Below are 18,667 nucleotides of genomic sequence, written 5' to 3'. Positions count from 1 at the left end.
GTACGCAAGATATTGAACCGCCGTATACGGAACCGTACGTACGGTGGTGTGAGAGGTCGGATAATCAATTAATGATTATCCTCCTACTCGATTTTGTTCAGGCCACTTTTGTGGAATTCTTATACAAGATTTCTATTAACCTCAAACAGGATTCTGTTAAAACATGTCGAAATATACAACATGAAGGAAATTGTTAATACGTGGGGAGCGCCGACAACATGATTTTTGGAATTTTTGAGAAGCTAATATTACATGTGTTAATTGTACTGGTTCCAATTATTCTGTATTTGATGATTTATGAAGGTCAGCCAAAGAAACGAAAAAATATCGTATTAATTTGTTTTATGTCGATTGCAGCTATTATTTGTGTCTCGTATCCTTTCCATGATAATGGGCTATTATGGGACCTGCGCTATGTTCCAATCATCATTGCGTTCATGTATGGAAATCGGACTGCTGGTTTGACTGTCAGCGCAATGGTCTTGCTTGTTCGTATCTATCAAGGTGGGGACATAGTTATCTATGGCGTGATAGGACTTATCCTAAACTCAATTATCTTTCTTCTCTTTACGCATTTTTTTAAAGAAAGAGTCCTTCAGAGTAATCGCCTAAAAATCTCGATGTTCGGTATTTTGATTCCTATTGGATTACAACTCATACTGGCGCTAGTTAAATTACTAAGAGAAGGTACGTTTCAAGCTGACGTAGATGAATTACTGGTTTTCTCAGCTGTTTATACCTCGCTTGTCTTATTTACGATGTTTATAACTGCTTCCTTATACGAAATGTTTTTAAAAAGAGAACGAATGCAGGACGAATTATTATATGCAGTACGGCAACAATCGATTAGTGAACTGTCGGCATCGATTGCGCATGAGGTACGTAACCCATTAACTGTTGTTAAAGGATTTCTTCAATTAATGAAAGAAGACGACACGCAAGCCAAGCAAGAATATTATCAACTCATACTAAGTGAATTAAATCGAGCTGAGAATATCATTCATGAGTATCTAACCTTATCAAAACCACAGTTAGGAGAGAGCCGGACTGTTCCCATGAAAGAGTGCTTGATTCACACGGTTACTCTGCTGACACCTTATGCCTTTAAAGAAGGTGTTCTACTAAAAGAACTTCAATCAACTGAAGAAGTGTTTGTTTATACAGATCGCTCAAAATTGAAACAAGCCATTATTAATTTCCTAAAGAATGCTATTGAAGCATCCGCTCCAAGTGGAGAGGTTGAAGTAACCATGAACGTGAAAAAACAGTTTGTTGAAGTGGAGATTCGTGACACTGGAAAAGGTATGAGTAAAGAGGAATTAGCAAAGATCGGAACCGTCTATTATTCAACGAAAGAAAAAGGGACAGGTCTTGGCACAATGGTTTCTATTCGTTTGATTGAAGAGATGGGTGGAAGCATCTCCTATGCAAGTGAGGTGAACAAAGGAACGATCGTTCAAATTCTACTTCCTTTAAAAAAAGATCATGAATAAAGTAAAAAGAAAGGGTTTACAAAATGAAATGTATGCGTTATAGTGAACCTAAGTTTATAATGCCAAGCTGATGAGCCAATGAGAGCAGCTTTTTATTCCATAGTGTGTAAGCGCTACGGGGATAGAAAGCTGTTCTTTTTTTGTGTTAGAAAAAGATGGAATCAGGGTAGGTTATACAAGAGGGGGAAACAACATGTTTGCAGAATTTTTAGCTGAGATGATAGGTACGATGGTTTTAATTATATTTGGTGGCGGTGTTGTCGCTGGTAATTTATTAAAGAAATCAAAAGCAGAAGGGGCAGGCTGGGTGGCTATTTCCATTGCATGGGGTTTAGCTGTTACAATGGGCATCTATGTTTCAGGAACTGTAAGTGATGCTCACTTGAATCCAGCGGTAACGCTCTCATTTGCGGCAATTGGTGAATTTTCATGGGATCTAGTTCCAGCCTACATTGCTGGTCAACTACTAGGAGCTTTCCTAGGAGCTTGTGTAGTATATCTGAACTACTTACCACATTGGAGAGAAACAAAGGACCAGGGAGCAAAGCTTGGTGTGTTTGCAACGGATCCAGCTATTCCTCATTACCCATCAAACGTAATTAGTGAAGCAATTGGAACCGCTGTATTGATCTTTGGTTTACTTGCAGTTGGTGCAAATCAGTTTTCAGAAGGACTCAATCCATTTATAGTAGGGTTGTTGATTACAGCCATTGGTTTCTCACTTGGAGGACCAACAGGATATGCAATTAACCCTGCTCGTGACTTAGGACCACGTATTGCCCACTTCCTATTGCCGATCCATGGTAAAGGACCATCTAATTGGAGCTATGCATGGGTACCGATTGTCGGACCACTACTTGGTGGTGTCATTGGAGCAGTCGTTTATCAATATGTATTTTTAGAAAGCTCTGTTGTGGGGATTATTGTTGGAGTCGTTGCACTCTTAGCGTTGGTCGCTTTATCTACAACCTTCTCTATTGTGAAATCAAACCAAGAAAAAACAGCAAAACAGTCAATGAAACGTGTTTAATCAAAGCTAAAGGGGGAAACAGTAATGGAGAAAAAGTACATCTTATCACTAGACCAAGGAACAACAAGCACTAGAGCCATTCTATTTAACAAAAAAGGGGAAATTGTACATTCCGCACAGCGTGAGTTTACGCAGCACTTCCCTAAGCCAGGCTGGGTAGAGCATGATGCGAATGAAATCTGGGGATCTGTTTTATCAGTCATTGCAGGTGTTCTTTCAGAATCAGGAGCAACAGCAAAAGAAATCGCTTCAATCGGGATTACCAACCAACGTGAAACAACTGTTGTATGGGATAAGGAAACAAGCAAGCCGATCTACCATGCACTCGTATGGCAATCTCGCCAGACAGCGGGTATTTGCCAGGAGCTTCGCGAGGCTGGACACAATGATTTATTCCGTGAAAAAACAGGACTATTAATTGATGCTTATTTCTCAGGAACAAAAGTTAAATGGATCCTGGATAACGTTGATGGTGCTAGAGAGCGTGCGGAAAAAGGAGAGCTTCTTTTTGGAACGATTGATACGTGGTTAATTTGGAAGCTTACAGGCGGAAAAGCACACGTAACCGATTATACGAACGCGTCTCGCACATTAATGTATAACATTTATGATCTTGAATGGGATGACGAGTTGCTCGACATTTTAGACGTACCTCATAGCATGCTTCCTGAGGTTCGTTCTTCTTCAGAAGTATACGGTGAAACGATCGGTTACCACTTCTTTGGTGAAAATGTACCGATTGCAGGTGTTGCAGGAGACCAGCATGCAGCCTTGTTTGGTCAAGCGTGCTTTGAACCTGGAATGGTGAAAAACACATATGGAACTGGTTGTTTTATGCTCATGCAAACCGGTGAAAAAGCCGTTAAATCCGACAATGGTCTGTTAACAACTATTGCTTGGGGAATCGATGGCAAAGTTGAATATGCACTTGAAGGAAGTATTTTTGTAGCCGGATCAGCTATTCAATGGCTACGCGATGGACTAAGAATGTTTAACGATGCGAAATTAAGTGAAAAGTATGCAGAGAGAGTTTCAAGTACAGATGGCGTATATATGGTTCCGGCATTTGTAGGTCTTGGTGCTCCGTACTGGGATAGTGAAGCAAGAGGTGCCATTTTTGGACTAACAAGAGGAACGACAAAGGAGCACTTTGTTCGTGCAACGCTTGAATCACTTGCCTATCAAACACGTGATGTGATGAGAGCGATGGTTGCTGACTCAGGAATTGAAGTGAAAAAGCTTCGAGCTGACGGTGGAGCGGTTAAAAATGACTTCCTTATGCAATTCCAGAGTGACATTTTAAACCAACCAGTTGAAAAACCAGTGATTAACGAAACAACAGCACTTGGTGCAGCATATCTTGCAGGGCTTGCAACAGGATTCTGGGAGAGCAAAGATGAAATTGCTCAAAACTGGAAGGTTGAAAAGTCCTATGAGGCAAACATGGACGAAGAAGAACGCGAAGCTTTATATGACGGCTGGAAACAGGCAGTCAAAGCAACTATGGGGTTTAAGCCAAACGTGAAATAACGTTACAGCAAAATGTGGAAACCTCATCAATTATTTAAATAAGTCTACTTTAAGCAAAATCCTTTACGGGAATCTTCAAGTGGACTATAATTTAGATAAGTTAATAACGGTCTGAGACGATGAGGAGGCCACAGCATTCCAATGTTCCTAGAGATAGGACTCGGAATTTGCTGTGGTCTCCTTTTTTCGTCTCTGGCACACTTTACATCAGGGGTGGAGCAGAAATGAGTTTTTCATACAAGCAAAGAGAAGAGAATATGCGCAAGATGAATGAAGCGGAACTAGATTTGTTGATCATAGGTGGAGGAATTACTGGATCAGGAATTGGTCTAGATGCTGCATCAAGAGGATTGCGTACCGGACTAATTGAAATGCAGGACTTTGCAGCAGGTACATCAAGCCGATCTACAAAGCTGATTCATGGTGGACTTAGATATTTGAAGCAATTTGAAATAAAGCTCGTTGCAGATGTAGGGAAAGAGCGCGCCATTGTTTATGAGAACGCACCTCATGTGACAACACCACTGTGGATGATGCTTCCGTTCTACAAAGGAGGTACGTTTAACTACTTAACGACTTCCTTTGGCCTGAAGGTATACGACTTCCTGGCAGGGGTTAAGAGAGATGAACGTCGAAACATGCTGAAGTCCGAAACAGCTCTTTCAAAAGAACCATTGCTCAACAAAGAAGGACTTAAAGGGGCAGGGGTTTATGTAGAGTATCGTACGGATGATGCAAGATTAACAATTGAAGTGATGAAAAAAGCGATTGATCATGGCCTGCTCGCTTCAAATTATGTTAAAGCAGACACATTCATTTATAAAGATGAGAAAGTTGTTGGGGTTCAAACAACGGATCTAATTACGGGTGAGAAAAAAGAAATTTATGCCAAGAAGATTGTGAATGCAACCGGACCTTGGGTGGACAAGCTTCGTGAAGAGGATAACTCCAAAAAAGGAAAAACCATTCACCTTACAAAAGGTGTTCACCTTGTAGTAAGTGGTAAACGATTCCCACTACGTAGTGCCCTTTATTTCGATACACCGTTTAAGGATGGACGTATGATGTTTGCTATCCCTCGTGAAGGAAAAACATATATCGGAACAACAGATACAAACTATAAGGGTGATCAAGCGGATCCGGGTGTGACGAAGGAAGATGTCGATTATATCTTAAATGCTGCGAATGGAATGTTCCCAGAACTTGATCTGCACGCAGAGGATGTAGAATCAAGCTGGTCCGGCTTACGACCATTAATCCACGAGGAAGGAAAAGATCCTTCAGATATTTCTCGTAAGGATGAAATCTTCCGTTCAGACAGTGGTTTATTTACAATCGCAGGCGGCAAGCTGACTGGTTACAGAAAAATGGCTGACAGTGTAGTTAATATGGTCATTGACGAGCTTTCGGGTCATTACCCTTCTTGTAAAACGGAGAAAATGCTGCTATCAGGTGGAGATGTAGGAGGATCTGATCAGTTCGATACATTTGTTAAAAAACATGTAGCGAGAGGTCAAGAGCTTGGACTATCTAAAGATGAAGCAACGGAGCTTGTTCATCGATATGGTTCAAACGTTGAAATTGTGTTCTCTTATGTCGGGCAAGGTCGAGATACTGGATTACCGACTTATCTTCAAGCAACCTTAGATTATGCACTTGAGCACGAAATGGCCGTTACACCTCTTGACTTTTTTGTTCGTAGAACCGGATACCTGTACTTCCACATTGATCGTGTCTTAAAATACAAGGACTTAGTTGTCAATGAAATGGCCGATCGTTTAAACTGGGATTCAGAACAAAAAGAACGACTGACTCAAGATTTAGATAAACAGATTGATGCGGTATCATTTAAGCACACTGTGAACTAATTAGTCTTAAGAAGTCGATGAGGAGAGTACGTTATGTTTGATGGGCAACGAATTCTTCCCGCAATTAAGCGCATGAAGGACTTTGAGAAGGTACTAGAAAGTGACTATACGTACATTGTGATGCTTGATCTTCATATTTCACAGCTTGTTGGAGTCGCAAAATATGCGAAGTCTCACAATAAAAAGCTCCTTCTTCATGCTGATATGATTCAAGGATTAAAAAGTGACAAGTATGCAGCTGAGTTCCTTTGTCAAAATCTGCGACCAGCAGGCTTGATTTCGACGCGGGGAGAAGTATTAAGGACGGCTAAGAAAAATGGACTGCTTGCGGTTCAGCGCTTATTCTTACTTGATACAATTGCACTCGAGACAAGCTATAGGCTGGCTGAAAAGGTAGAACCGGATTTAATTGAAGTTCTTCCTGGAGTTGTTCCCGATCTGATCTCAAAGGTTCACAGGGAGACAGGGGTATCTGTTATAGCTGGTGGCTTAATTGAGAGTGAGTCCGATTTGAAAAGAGCACTTGATGCGGGTGCCCAAGCGATTACAACCTCACGTCAGGAGCTTTGGGGCACACACTAAAGAATAGGGGTTCATGTATACCGATTCCTTCTTTATTTATGGGTTGTACCATATTTAAAGGACATCCCTCATATACCTAATATGAGAGATGGATAAAGGAGTGGACGGTCGCATGAACCCTTTTTTTCGTGGAGCGTTGCTATTAAGTACAGCAGCTCTGGCTGGAGAATCATTAGAATTTCTAATAAATATCGTTTTAGCAAGAGAACTAGGTGAGCATAACTTTGGCTTATACATGGCAATCCTGCCAACTCTAGTGTTTGTTGTTGTTCTTTCAAGCTTAGAGCTTCAGGTATCTGTATCAAAGATGGTAGCTGAACGAGATCAATCAGAACACATTAGCTTAGTGAGTATTGCCTTAAAGCTTGCGATCATTGTTGCTGTCACCTGTTTAGTCGCTGCTTTCTTCGTGTTACCGAATCTTTCTGTATTAAATAACTACCATCCGTTGGTCAGATGGATGCTCATCCTCTTAATTCCGATCGTTACGTTTTCATCGGTGGCACGAGGGTACTTTGTTGGTGCCCAGCATACTAAAAAAATCGCCGTGATTAATTTAATGAAACGTGGAGCACAGCTCACTTTTTTGTACGGTGTGTTTCAATTATTTCAGTTTCAAAGCCAAACGGCGATTTTTGTGGCGCTTGGTACGGTTGTCTTAAGTGAGATCCTTGTTTTATTTTATATGGGAACAGCTTTTACTTTGCATATGAACAAACTCAGAAAACAACCACAAAAAGAAGTTGAGAACAAAGAGATTTATCAATCGTTATTGGCGGTCTCTCTACCGACCACAGGGCTTCGGGTGTTTCATGCGATTACCTTTGCCATAAAGCCATTTTTAATCACAACGGCTTTGTCTAAGGCTGGGTTAATGGAAAGTATGGCTTTGATTCAATACGGAAAGCTCGCTGGAGTAGCATTTACGATCGGCTTTTTCCCAGCCTTTATTGCTCACTCGTTGTTGACGGTGATGGTGCCACTCGTCTCCTCAGGTTATTCAAAAGGAGATTTTCATTCGCTTGCCAAGATGCTCAGACAGGCGATGGGTGTAACTCTTGCTTATGGAGTACCCGTCGTGATGGTTTTTTATTTCTGGGCTGAACCGATGACCGATTTATTCTTTGAGCATTCACCTGCATCAGGGTATCTCACCCTTTTGGTTCCTTACTTCCTTTTTCATTACTTTGCCATTCCAATGCAAGCTTATCTAATTGGAATTGGACTTGTTAGAGAGGCATTCATGCATTCTGTTTGGTCAACAGGTGTATCATTCTTGCTAATGTTTACATTAGGCTCCCTTCCGACTCTTCAAATGGACGGCATCATCATCGGAATGAATGTTGGAGCTGTTTTGCTGACGCTTATGCATTACTTAACAATTACTGAAAAGCTGAATTTAACATTATATTTAACGCAAAAAAAAGCGGCCTAAGCAGGGGTTAGAGGGGTGTGGAGTGACTCTTCACATCACTTTTAACTCAGAAAGTGCTAGACGGATATTACTTGTCCGTATAAGATGTAGATAAGAATGTAAGCGTTATTATAAGGAGATGAAGCGGTATGGATAAAAAAGCTGTGATTCACTTTGATGGAGAACGCTCAATAATTAACTCTAATGTGTATGGTCATTTTGCTGAGCATTTAGGGCGTTGTATTTATGAAGGAATATGGGTTGGGGAAGAGTCAGAAATTTCCCATACAAAAGGAATTAGAAATGATGTGTTACAGGCATTAAAAAGCCTAGAGATCCCGGTTCTGCGATGGCCTGGCGGTTGTTTTGCTGATGAATATCACTGGAAGGATGGAATAGGACCAAGAGAAGGCAGAAAGCGTATGGTGAACACGCATTGGGGTGGGGTTGTTGAGAACAATCATTTTGGAACACATGAGTTTTTCTTATTATGTGAACTGATTGGTGCTGAGCCTTACATCAACGGAAATGTTGGAAGTGGAACAGTACAGGAAATGCAAGAGTGGGTGGAGTACATGACCTTTGACGGTGAATCACCCATGGCGAACCTCAGACGTGAAAATGGACAGGAACATGCTTGGTCACTCACTTACTTTGGTGTAGGAAATGAGAATTGGGGCTGTGGCGGGAATATGCGTCCTGAGTTTTATGCTGATTTGTATCGACAGTTCCAAACCTATGTCCGTAACTACGGAGAGAATAAGATCTATAAAATTGCGTGTGGTCCAAATGGAGATAACTACGATTGGACTGAGGTTCTGATGCGCGAAGCAAAACCATTTATGGATGCACTAACCTTGCATCATTACACAATTGCAGGACCTAGTTGGGAGCAGAAGGGCTCAGCCACAAGATTCACAGAGGAAGAGTGGGACCGGACATTCAAAAGTGCATTATACATGGATGAGTTAATCACAAAACATAGCACGATCATGGATAAATATGATCCTGATCACAAGGTCGCGTTGATCGTTGATGAGTGGGGAACATGGTTTGATGTGGAGCCAGGAACAAACCCGGGCTTCTTATTCCAACAAAATACCATTCGTGATGCACTAGTAGCAGGAGTTACGCTGAATATTTTTCATCATCATGCAGAACGCGTACAAATGGCCAATATCGCACAAACGGTAAATGTACTGCAGGCGATGGTTCTTACAGAAGGAGATCAAATGCTTCTGACTCCGACCTATCATGTGTTTAATATGTATAAAGTTCATAAGGGAGCAACGGCCATTCATTTACAAATGGATACTGGCGCGGAGCCTTTACACATTAGTGCATCTAAAAATGCAGAAGGCGAAGTCCATATCTCAATTTGTCATTATGGATTAAAGGATAGTGCGGAATTTGAACTTGAACTCAGAGGGTGGCAGCACCAACCGAGTCAAGTAACTGGGACCATTCTACAAGCAAGCTCAATGAATGAGCATAATACGTTTGAACAGCCAGATACACTCGTGCCAACAAACCTTGAAGGAATCAAGCTATCAGAAGGAAAAGTATCTGTTTCGATTCCGCCGATGTCTGTGTCTGTCATTAAATTAACATAAGGAGTGAGCGCGTGTGGCATGTGTGGGGTGCTTACTTAAAGAAGAGATGAAAAACCTTTCCGTCGAAACACTTGTGAATGAACAGCTGGCATATGAAACGGATGTAGTAGATGAGAGAGACTACCAAATACGCCTCTCTATCTGTGAGCAATGCCCATCGCTCCAAGCAAACACCACCTGCAAACACTGTGGCTGTTTTGTTGGGTACAGAGCAAAGCTTGCCTATAAGAGCTGTCCATATCCGGGAGAAGATCGTTGGAGCGCACTCGCAGATTGAGATCTGCGAGTGCTTTTTTGGTTATTGCCATTGGAGTTCGTCGATGAAGTATGAAGGCATTTGTGTGAATATAACTTGAGCGGATTCGGGATTAATTCCAGGATCTATTTGTGAATAGATAAAATATGACTCCTCGTTAAACCTATATAGTTTCATATATCCAGTAACTTCACTGGTTTGTTCATCATCTCCAAAAGTTGTTTTGGGATAAAATGCAATTGTTTCATTATCGTAAATTTCTATTGAATTAGAATCAATACCATAAGTGTTAACTAGAATGTATTCCATTTGTTTAATACTAATAGAAGAGTCTAATTTAGCAAAAGAATAAAAAGTGTTACTTTCTGTTTCAGAAGATATTTTCCATTCAGTAAATTCTTTATGAGCAATGCGATCAACCTTCACATTTTTAGGAAGGTACGTGGAAAATTGTAATTCCTTGTTATGATAGAGATCTACTTCTAGCCGGGAATAGCCTTCATAATCAATACTTGTTACTATTTCTTTTTCTAATGGTCGTCCGTCCTCAGATAATTCATCACTTACTTCTAATACGTAAGGTGATTCCTCTGGAAAAATATTTGACATAAAGTAGTAGGTTTGAGCCCGCTTATCTGGTTGGTCCAATGGATAATTGGCAAATAATAAAATTCTTTTGCCGTAAAGCCTTGATGCAAACAAATCATAAAATTGATTGGTTTTATTGTTTTCAAATGAATAGAGCCAAGCATCCTTATCTATTGTAAAACCTACACGGTCATGTGATAAAACAACACGTGCATTTATAAAATGATTTCGAAGATCCTCGTAAGGTAATTGAGTGGCTGAGGTATAAGGATGCTCCTTTAATAGATTATCTACTACTTCTGTAATAGTATCCTCTGAACGATCGTCATCAAACAAATAAATAGTTACTTCTTCAGAGTCTGGTCCAGATAATACTGTTTTTGTTCCATTCTTTATAGAATTAGTTTCTGCATTCCAATCTGTAGAAAGAGAAATATAAAATTCATCGTGATGAACTAGTTCAGGCTGAATAGGCGAAAAAACATAAGGCCCTCGTTTAATAAATTGTCTAGCTAATTGTGTGTTAATTTCTATATCTTTAAGTACTTTTGGAAGTTCTATATTCTCTTCTTGTTGTTCATCCACTAAGGTATAAGGTGCATCTACTTGCCCATTCGGACTTGGCGCATCCATCATTGAAACGAATAAAAGCGTTGCAGCAACAGCGGCGCCAGCTAATGAAAGACCTGCTAACAGATACGGTTTGTTTTTTCTGGCAGGCGCTTCTGCTAGTCCTTGTTTAAAAGCATGAAAGCTTTTTTGGTATGTTTGATCAGTCATCTCTACATAATCCTGATCAGATGGTTGTTTGTTCAAGGGTATGTACCTCCATTCCTACATCTTTTTTGAGCATCGAAAGGCCACGTTTTTGTAAGGCTTTGATTGAGTAAATGGTTTTTCCCATGACTGCAGCTGTTTCTTTTAACGAAAAATCTTCGATGTAGCGAAGATATAAGACTGTACGATAAGATAAAGGAAGTTGATGAATCGCGTGATGTAGTTGCTTCATCTCTTCGTTTCTCATGACGGTTGCTTGCGCGCTTTCTTGTTGAAGTTCGTTAACAGGTGTAAACCGGGCAAACTGGTTTCGGATATATGTGCTTTTGTAATAATCAATAATCGCATTACGTGCAATTTTAAAGATCCATGTTTTAAATGAAGCTTGTTTCTTAAATGTAGATAAATGGTTTGCCGCTTTAAAGAAAACATCTTGCAGTAATTCTTCCGCGTCATGATAATGGTTTGTTTGTGAATAAATGTATGAAAATAGCTTTTTCGTATAACGACCATATAAGGTTTGAATAGCTAATTGGTCACCGTTTAAGATTCGTTCTACAAGTTCCTGGTCACTCATATTGACCTCCTCTCTACATATATAGACGAAACCCATTCTAAAAGGAGTCTCGAAAAGGGGAAAACAGATGAAATATAGTTTAAGTGGTTTGGCTGTGGTACTAGGATTGCTTCTTGTTGAGCACCCATTGTTGATTCAATCGTATGCTTTTTGGTTTGGAATGGCTTCCCTGTCTGGCCTCGTTTTAAGCCGGTCTCTGTGGCGTTCCGTGCCAATATTTTATGGAATACTCACAGGTCTGTACAGCCTGTTCCATTTCTTTAATTTACCGGGTGGAATGATTACATCCTTTTGTGTGTATAGTATCCTAGCGCTTGCGATAAGCTTCGAGGTGAAAATTAAAAATAATCTCTTACTCTATATAATTGGTTTGCTCCTATGTATTCAAGCCGTTCTCTTACAATCATCCATTTCATTCATTCTTTTTATTCTTACACAGTATAGTCTCCTAGCAATGATTCTACTATCTATTAAAAAATTATCGGTAGCTAATGAAGAAGCGAAGCACGAAAAGCAAACACATGTGATGGAATATCGCTCACTAAGTCGGCAGCTCAGGGAACAGGAGCTTAACACAGCGGCAAAGGAACGAAATCGAATCGCCCGTGACCTTCACGACTCTGTCGGACATCAGCTAACAGCTTTGATGATGCAGCTTCAGGTTGTCGAGTTACAGCTTCGATCGATGCCAGAGCAGCAGACGTTAGTTAAACAAACAAAGAATTTAGCAAGAAATAGCCTACAGGAAATGCGTGAATCCGTTCAGGCACTTCAGCAGGACTCAGCTAAAGGCCTTGATGCTGTGATTCAACTCATCAGAAAGCTCGAAGCAGAGAGCCATGTTCGCGTTCAGCTTGTGACCAAACCAGGTGCAATGTCTGTCAAGTTAACGGATGATCAAAGTGTTGCCGTGTATCGTTTTATCCAAGAGGGCTTAACAAATGCCATGCGCCATGCATATTCTCGGGAGGTAGACGTCACTCTGGAGGTAAAGGGTGAGCATAGCTATGCCTTAACTATGACAAATCGAGTTCACGAGAGTCGTACAGAAGAGGGATTTGGCTTACGTAATCTTAGGACTCGATTTACAGCATTAAATGGTCATTTTGAGTTTAGCGTTCGTCGTGATCAGTTTATCATTGAAGCCATATTCCCAATGGCCGAACAAACAAAGGAGTGATACAGTTGGCGAACATCATGTTAGTTGAGGATCAGGCTCTTGTCAGGCAAGGCTTAAAGATGATGATTGAAACAGACTCGACGTTAAACGTTGTAGCAGAAGCAACAAATGGTGAAGAGGCGATTGATACATATCGAGCAAATCAAGTGGATTTGATATTAATGGATATCCGAATGCCGATTATGACAGGGCTTGAAGCAACTAAGAAGATTAGAGAAGAAGATCCTTTCGCAAAAATCGTGATTCTAACCACTTTTTCTGATGATGAGTATGCGCTTGAAGCTCTGAAGCTAGGGGCAGTCGGGTACGTACTTAAGGATGCTGATAGTGAAAAGCTGATCCAATCGATTCATAGTGCGCTGCGTGGAGGGATGAGCTTAGATGATCAGGTTGCTGCTTCTGTTGTACCAAAGCTCCTTACGCAGACAAAAGAGAATTCACTGTCTATTAACTTAAATGAACGGGAAATTTCGATTCTACGACTCATTGGGGAAGGAAAGAATAATCAGGAAATCTCTGCTGTTCTTTTTTTATCACTGGGAACGGTTAAAAATTATGTTAGCCAACTGTTAACAAAGGTTGGGGCCAGAGATCGGACTCAATTAGCAATACTCGCAATTAAACATCATTTGGTGTAACGATTAAAGTACGCTGTCTTATCAGAGACAGTGCTTTTTTTATGACTTAAGTCACCTTGTTAAGCCGAGTAATGATGACTTTTAGGAATAGGCTGAGATCTGGTTCTGACATAAAATGATAAGTGTAGAGAGGGAGGGAGTCACATGCTTGAAGTTGTAAATCTGTCAAAAACGTTTAAACAGCTTGATGCTGTTAAAAGTGTGAACCTTTATTTAGAAAAAGGAGAATCGGTTGGGTTACTCGGTCCAAATGGAGCAGGGAAGTCAACAGCCATCTCTATGATTTCCACACTCATTAAGCCAACTGAGGGGAATGTCCTTTATTACAGTGAGAGTATGATTAAGCAATCAAAAAAACTAAGAAGAGCCATTGGTCTCGTTCCGCAGGATTTGGCGTTATTTCCGCAGCTTACGGCTGAGGATAATCTGATGTTCTTTGGAAAAATGTACGGGATTGCAACAAAAGAGCTTAAGCAGAGAGTTCAGGATTTATTACTTGAGATAGGCCTTGTAGAGCGGAAAAAAGATAAGGTAAAAACATTCTCTGGTGGCATGAAGCGAAGACTCAACATTGCGATTGCTTTAATTCATCAGCCTGACATTCTGATTATGGATGAACCTACAGTAGGGATTGATCCACAATCACGCCATTTTATATTGGGAATGGTCAGACGACTTCAAAGAGAAAAACAAATGACCATCCTTTACACAAGTCACTACATGGAAGAAGTTGAACAGGTTTGTGACAGGGTCTATATCATGGACCGTGGCTCTATGATTGCTTCAGGAACGAAGGACGAACTAAAAGGAATTTTGCGTTCTGAAGAAACGATTATCATCCAGGTAGATCGAATAAGCCGCCATTTTGAAGAAATCTTATCCCATCACCCAAGCGTTTCATCGGTTGTCATAAAAGGTTCATCTTACAAAGTAGTGACGATGCAATCAGATTTGTTTGATGAGATCATCGCTATGGCAGTCGAGGCTAAGGTGAAGCTCATAAGCATTCAAGTTAAGCCACCAACACTTGAAGATGTGTTTTTACACTTAACAGGACGAAAGCTGCGAGATTAGGAGGTGAGTGTATGTTATGGGCACTTGTTAAAAAGGATATTCAGCATTTATTGAGAGAGAAATCGGTTCTTATTCTCCTATTTGTTATGCCTCTCGGGTTAATTGCGATCCTTGGATATGCACAATCTGGGGGTGGGATTGAACCTTTTTCTATTGCAGTGGTCGATTCAGAGCTAACTGATGAAGATACACAAACGTTTATAGAAGAAATGGCAGATGAGGGGATTCCTGAAGAAGTTGTTCAACAGCTCATGACTTCATTTAATGTGCAGGATATTTTAGTTCATGACGTATTTCGTGAGCATCTTGATGAGATCAATATTAAAACCTCGCTGACACTAGATGAAGCGCTGGCTGACAAAGAAATTGCAGCTGTGATTGAGTTCCCGAATGGGTATCAAGAAAGCATTTGGCGGTCACAACTAGCACGTACAGACGGTCAAAAAGAAGTCATTGTTCATTTAAATCGTGAGCAATCGACGAACTCACAATTAATAAATAGTGTTGTTCAATCCTTCTATGAAACTTTACGTATGAATCAGTTGGCGTATGAGATGGGGGATGAAACAATACTCCAGCAACAAGAAATCCAACGAACCATAGAGCAAACACAGAACCGAACGATTAGAGTGTTTGATTACGTTGTTGTTGCGATGGCAGCTATGTTTGTTTTGTATACAGCTGGACTGGTTTCAAGATTTGCTACAGATGAGAAGCGAGCAAAGGTTGTTGATCGGATGATCCTATCCCAGGCCCCATCTTATATCTATGGAATTAGTAAGTGGGTTACGGGAACCTTAACAGCAGCCTTTCAGCTAGGCGCCATTTTCACTATATCTTATATTGCATTTGGCGTGAAGTGGGGCAGTTTGTTGCAGTTTGGACTAACGACACTTGCCATCAGTATGACAGTAGGAGGTCTCACAGTATTACTCACAGCGATGAATTTTAAATTTGATTCGTATAAAGCATCAACTCTATTTATTAATATTATTGTTACGATCTTTGCTTTTATTGGGGGAAGCTTTATTCAAATAGATATTCTAAATCCACTTATAAGTAAAATTGGAGAACTAACGCCAAATGGAACAACGATGACTGCATACTTCCATGCTTTTCAAGGGGGAGACTTTCAAGATATTCTTCCAAGTATTCTATTATTAGTCGTATATAGTATTGTACTAGTCGTTGTAGCAGTTTGTTTGTTTCCGAAAAGGGGGGGACAACAATGAGGGGGATTATCTGGGGGTTAATAAGGGAATCTATTCGCAATCCGTGGGCGCTTCTCTCTATGTATGTTCTCACAATTGCTTTCGTGTTTGTTTTAGGGAATACGGACTTAGCCCCTACTATTCGTGTTCCTGTTTATTCAGAAGAGCTAAGTGATGACCAAGTAGAAGAAGCGGTAGAAGCCTTGAATCAAGAGCAAAATCTTGCGTTCATTTCAACTTCGAAAGAGGATATTCAAGGTTTATTGGATAAACAATCAGCTGAGGCTGCTATTGAATTAAGAGAAGAAAGTTATTCCATCCTTGTAGCAAGAGAGTCCTTTGTCATAGACTTTGTTGATTCCCTTGTTCAGTCGTATTATGGGAAAAAACAGTTTGTGGATAAAGCTATAGAGTCGGGGTTTGGAGAAAAAGAAGAGGTATTATATGAACTAAATGAGAGTCAGTCCCTTTTTCCTCTTCAAGGTAAAAGCTTTGAAGGAGAAGACTCAGAAAGTTGGATATATGACCAATCCTTACAATCTATCTTTGGTTTTTCACTCTTCTTTGTTATCTATACGATTACGTTCTCCATCTCATCCATCATAGAACAGAAGCAAAACGGTGTATGGGATCGCTTAATTCTTTCACCCGCGTCAAAATCAAGCATCTATCTGGGGAATTTAACATATAGCTTTTTAATTGGTTACCTTCAAATTATTCTTGTATTTCTTCTATTTGCTACGCTCTTTCAATTTGACTTTCAAGGTGGGCTAGTGACGAGCATGATCGTTGTAATTCCTTATGTATTCGCATTAGTTTCTTTCGGTGTCTTTATCAGTGGTCTTATCACCTCAATGAGGCAGCTTGATGCGATCATTCCATTCATCGCTGTAAGCATGGCTATGCTTGGAGGTGCATTCTGGCCAATTGAGATTGTTTCATCTAAAGTCATTTTAGTACTATCCTATATCAGTCCAATTACTTACGGGATGGAGATGTTAAAAGGAGCGACTCTATATAATTGGAGCTTCGAACAATTTTTATTCCCTGCCTCCATTTTATTTTTCATGGGCGTCATCTTTATGGGAATAGGGTTAAACTTAATGGAGAGACGATCTGTTCAATAGAAAAGTGCGTTACTTGCCTTATAGCGAGTAGCGCATTTTTTAGATTCAAAAGAAATAGCGATTCAACAGGACTTTTAAAGGGTATAGGAAGGCGACTTTATCGTCTTTGTCGAAAAAAGAAGATTTTAGTTGACTGATTTGTATATACAAGTTATGATGTAACCGTAATCATTTGTATATACATGTTGATCATATGTTTGAAACAATTTGAAGAATGAACTAGGGGGGATAAATGATGAGTGAGAACCGCAAGATTGCTAAAGACATACTTGAGGCAATTGGAGGCAAGGAGAACGTATCATCAGCTACACATTGTGTGACAAGGCTGCGTCTTGTTTTACATGATGAAAGTAAAGTGGATAAACAAGCATTAGAGGGTATTGATAAGGTAAAAGGCTCATTTGCAGCAAACAATCAATATCAAGTAATCCTTGGGCAAGGTTTAGTTGATAAGGTATATAATGAGTTTATTTCCGAAGCCGGAATCTCAGAAGCAACGAAGGAAGAAACAAAGGAAGCATCGGCACAAAAGATGAATCCTCTGCAGCGTGCAGTAAAAGGACTCGCTGATATTTTTATTCCGATTCTACCAGCCATTATTACAGCAGGGTTATTGCTCGGTATTAACAATATTTTAGTGAACGCGATTTTTACAGATCAGCCACTAGTTGAAATGTATCCACAGTGGGCAGGTCTAGCTGAAATGATTAATACGATTGCTAGTACCGCCTTTGCATTCCTGCCAGCATTAATTGGTTGGTCTGCGGTGAAGAAATTTGGAGGAAGTCCACTTCTTGGTATTGTACTTGGACTCATTCTTTGTCACCCTGATCTACTAAATGCAAACGGATACGCGGACGCAGTAAAGAATGGCACGGTTCCTTATTGGAATTTGTTTGGCTTTGATGTGGCGGCAATGGGGTACCAAGGACAAGTGCTTCCAATTCTTCTAGCATCATATGTACTCGCCAAGATTGAAAACTTTATGAAACGCATTACCCCGGACTCTATTCAACTACTTGTTGTTGCTCCGGTGGCATTACTTATTACTGGTTTTCTTGCATTTGTATTAATTGGTCCTGTAACATTTGCAATTGGTAACAGTATTACAGATGTATTTGTATTCTTATTTGATAAATTTGCCATTGTGGGTGGGCTGATCTATGGTCTATTCTATGCACCACTTGTTATAACGGGTGTTCACCACACGTTCCTTGCAGTAGACTTTCAACTAATTGCAAGTCAGGGTGGTACATTCTTATGGCCAATCCTGGTTATGTCAAATATTGCTCAAGGTTCAGCTGCTCTTGGGATGTATTTTGTTCTTAAGAATCAAAAAACAAAAGGACTGTCTTTTGTTTCTTCTATCTCTGCTTATCTTGGTGTGACTGAGCCAGCGTTGTTTGGTGTAAACTTGCGCTATCGCTTCCCGTTTATTTGCGCCATCATTGGTGCAGCGATTGCGGGCGCTTGGGTAGCACTTAACGGTATCTTAGCTCCGGCTATTGGCGTTGGAGGTCTGCCAGGAATTCTTGCAATTGAAGGAACAAGAGGGAATTATATTAGTTTCGCAATCGGGATGGCCATTGCCATTATCATACCGTTAGTTGCAACAATTATCGTATCACGCTTCCAGAAGAACTTAGACGAGAAATAATGAAAATTAAAGAGGCCGCTTAGCAGATGTCTGCAAAAGCGGCTTTCTTACT

The 18,667-nt window shown here is 40.3% G+C and carries 16 protein-coding genes; 14 read left to right on the top strand and 2 right to left on the bottom strand.

Translation table 11 applies throughout. The features are described 5' to 3' along the window. Positions 1-218: 218 nt before the first annotated feature. From ACQKKO_RS20515 to ACQKKO_RS20480, 8 genes are all read left to right on the top strand, one after another. Complete coding sequence (locus ACQKKO_RS20515) at positions 219-1,493, top strand: ATP-binding protein (protein ID WP_498650439.1); 1,275 nt, start codon at positions 219-221, stop codon at positions 1,491-1,493. 193 nt (positions 1,494-1,686) lie between these two features. Beyond that, complete coding sequence (locus tag ACQKKO_RS20510; RefSeq protein ID WP_498650437.1) at positions 1,687-2,523, top strand: MIP/aquaporin family protein; 837 nt, start codon at positions 1,687-1,689, stop codon at positions 2,521-2,523. A 24-nt stretch (positions 2,524-2,547) separates the two neighbouring features. Continuing rightward, a complete protein-coding gene (glpK, locus tag ACQKKO_RS20505) occupies positions 2,548-4,053 on the top strand; it encodes a glycerol kinase GlpK (protein WP_498650435.1) in 1,506 nt (501 codons plus the stop codon). A 224-nt stretch (positions 4,054-4,277) separates the two neighbouring features. Then, positions 4,278-5,921, top strand: a complete 1,644-nt coding sequence (locus ACQKKO_RS20500) for a glycerol-3-phosphate dehydrogenase/oxidase (RefSeq protein ID WP_498650433.1) — start codon at positions 4,278-4,280, stop codon at positions 5,919-5,921. 33 nt (positions 5,922-5,954) lie between these two features. After that, the gene (locus tag ACQKKO_RS20495) at positions 5,955-6,503 is read left to right on the top strand and encodes a glycerol-3-phosphate responsive antiterminator (protein ID WP_498650431.1); all 549 of its coding nucleotides are present in this window, start codon (positions 5,955-5,957) and stop codon (positions 6,501-6,503) included. Positions 6,504-6,615: 112 nt separating this feature from the next. Next, positions 6,616-7,938, top strand: coding sequence for an oligosaccharide flippase family protein (locus ACQKKO_RS20490; RefSeq protein ID WP_498650430.1), 1,323 nt, complete (start codon positions 6,616-6,618; stop codon positions 7,936-7,938). 128 nt (positions 7,939-8,066) lie between these two features. Further along, positions 8,067-9,530, top strand: a complete 1,464-nt coding sequence (locus ACQKKO_RS20485) for an alpha-N-arabinofuranosidase (RefSeq protein WP_498650428.1) — start codon at positions 8,067-8,069, stop codon at positions 9,528-9,530. A gap of 13 nt (positions 9,531-9,543) precedes the next feature. Continuing rightward, positions 9,544-9,807 (top strand): DUF6171 family protein, encoded by a 264-nt coding sequence (locus tag ACQKKO_RS20480; protein WP_498650426.1) that lies wholly within the window; start codon positions 9,544-9,546, stop codon positions 9,805-9,807. Between the two features lie 21 nt (positions 9,808-9,828). On the opposite strand, the gene ACQKKO_RS20475 is transcribed toward ACQKKO_RS20480, so the two are convergent. Together ACQKKO_RS20475 and ACQKKO_RS20470 are read right to left on the bottom strand one after the other, a co-directional pair. Next, positions 9,829-11,190 carry a hypothetical protein gene (locus tag ACQKKO_RS20475; protein WP_498650424.1) on the bottom strand — a complete coding sequence of 454 codons (1,362 nt, stop codon included), beginning with the start codon at positions 11,188-11,190 and terminating at the stop codon, positions 9,829-9,831. Next, entirely contained in the window at positions 11,171-11,728 is a 558-nt protein-coding gene (locus ACQKKO_RS20470) for an RNA polymerase sigma factor (protein WP_498650422.1), read from the bottom strand. Before ACQKKO_RS20470 ends, ACQKKO_RS20475 begins: the two co-directional genes overlap by 20 nt. Before the next feature lie 67 nt (positions 11,729-11,795). Between ACQKKO_RS20470 and ACQKKO_RS20465 the strand changes: the two genes are divergently transcribed. From ACQKKO_RS20465 to treP, 6 genes are all read left to right on the top strand, one after another. Next, positions 11,796-12,908, top strand: a complete 1,113-nt coding sequence (locus ACQKKO_RS20465; protein ID WP_498650420.1) for a sensor histidine kinase — start codon at positions 11,796-11,798, stop codon at positions 12,906-12,908. A 5-nt stretch (positions 12,909-12,913) separates the two neighbouring features. Next, positions 12,914-13,546 carry a response regulator transcription factor gene (locus ACQKKO_RS20460; protein ID WP_498650418.1) on the top strand — a complete coding sequence of 211 codons (633 nt, stop codon included), beginning with the start codon at positions 12,914-12,916 and terminating at the stop codon, positions 13,544-13,546. A gap of 144 nt (positions 13,547-13,690) precedes the next feature. Continuing rightward, on the top strand, positions 13,691-14,620 hold the full coding sequence (locus ACQKKO_RS20455; RefSeq protein WP_498650416.1) for an ABC transporter ATP-binding protein: 930 nt from the start codon (positions 13,691-13,693) through the stop codon (positions 14,618-14,620). An 11-nt stretch (positions 14,621-14,631) separates the two neighbouring features. Next, positions 14,632-15,852, top strand: a complete 1,221-nt coding sequence (locus ACQKKO_RS20450; protein ID WP_498650414.1) for an ABC transporter permease — start codon at positions 14,632-14,634, stop codon at positions 15,850-15,852. Further along, positions 15,849-16,958 (top strand): ABC transporter permease, encoded by a 1,110-nt coding sequence (locus ACQKKO_RS20445; RefSeq protein WP_498650413.1) that lies wholly within the window; start codon positions 15,849-15,851, stop codon positions 16,956-16,958. The genes ACQKKO_RS20450 and ACQKKO_RS20445 overlap by 4 nt, the downstream gene beginning before the upstream one ends. A 235-nt stretch (positions 16,959-17,193) precedes the next feature. After that, positions 17,194-18,615, top strand: coding sequence for a PTS system trehalose-specific EIIBC component (gene treP / locus ACQKKO_RS20440; protein ID WP_498650411.1), 1,422 nt, complete (start codon positions 17,194-17,196; stop codon positions 18,613-18,615). Positions 18,616-18,667: the final 52 nt, after the last annotated feature.

Source organism: Alkalihalobacillus sp. NPDC127517 (genome assembly GCF_050276055.1).
GTDB lineage: Bacteria > Bacillota > Bacilli > Bacillales > Bacillaceae_D > Alkalicoccobacillus.
This window is presented reverse-complemented; position numbering and strand designations above follow the sequence as displayed.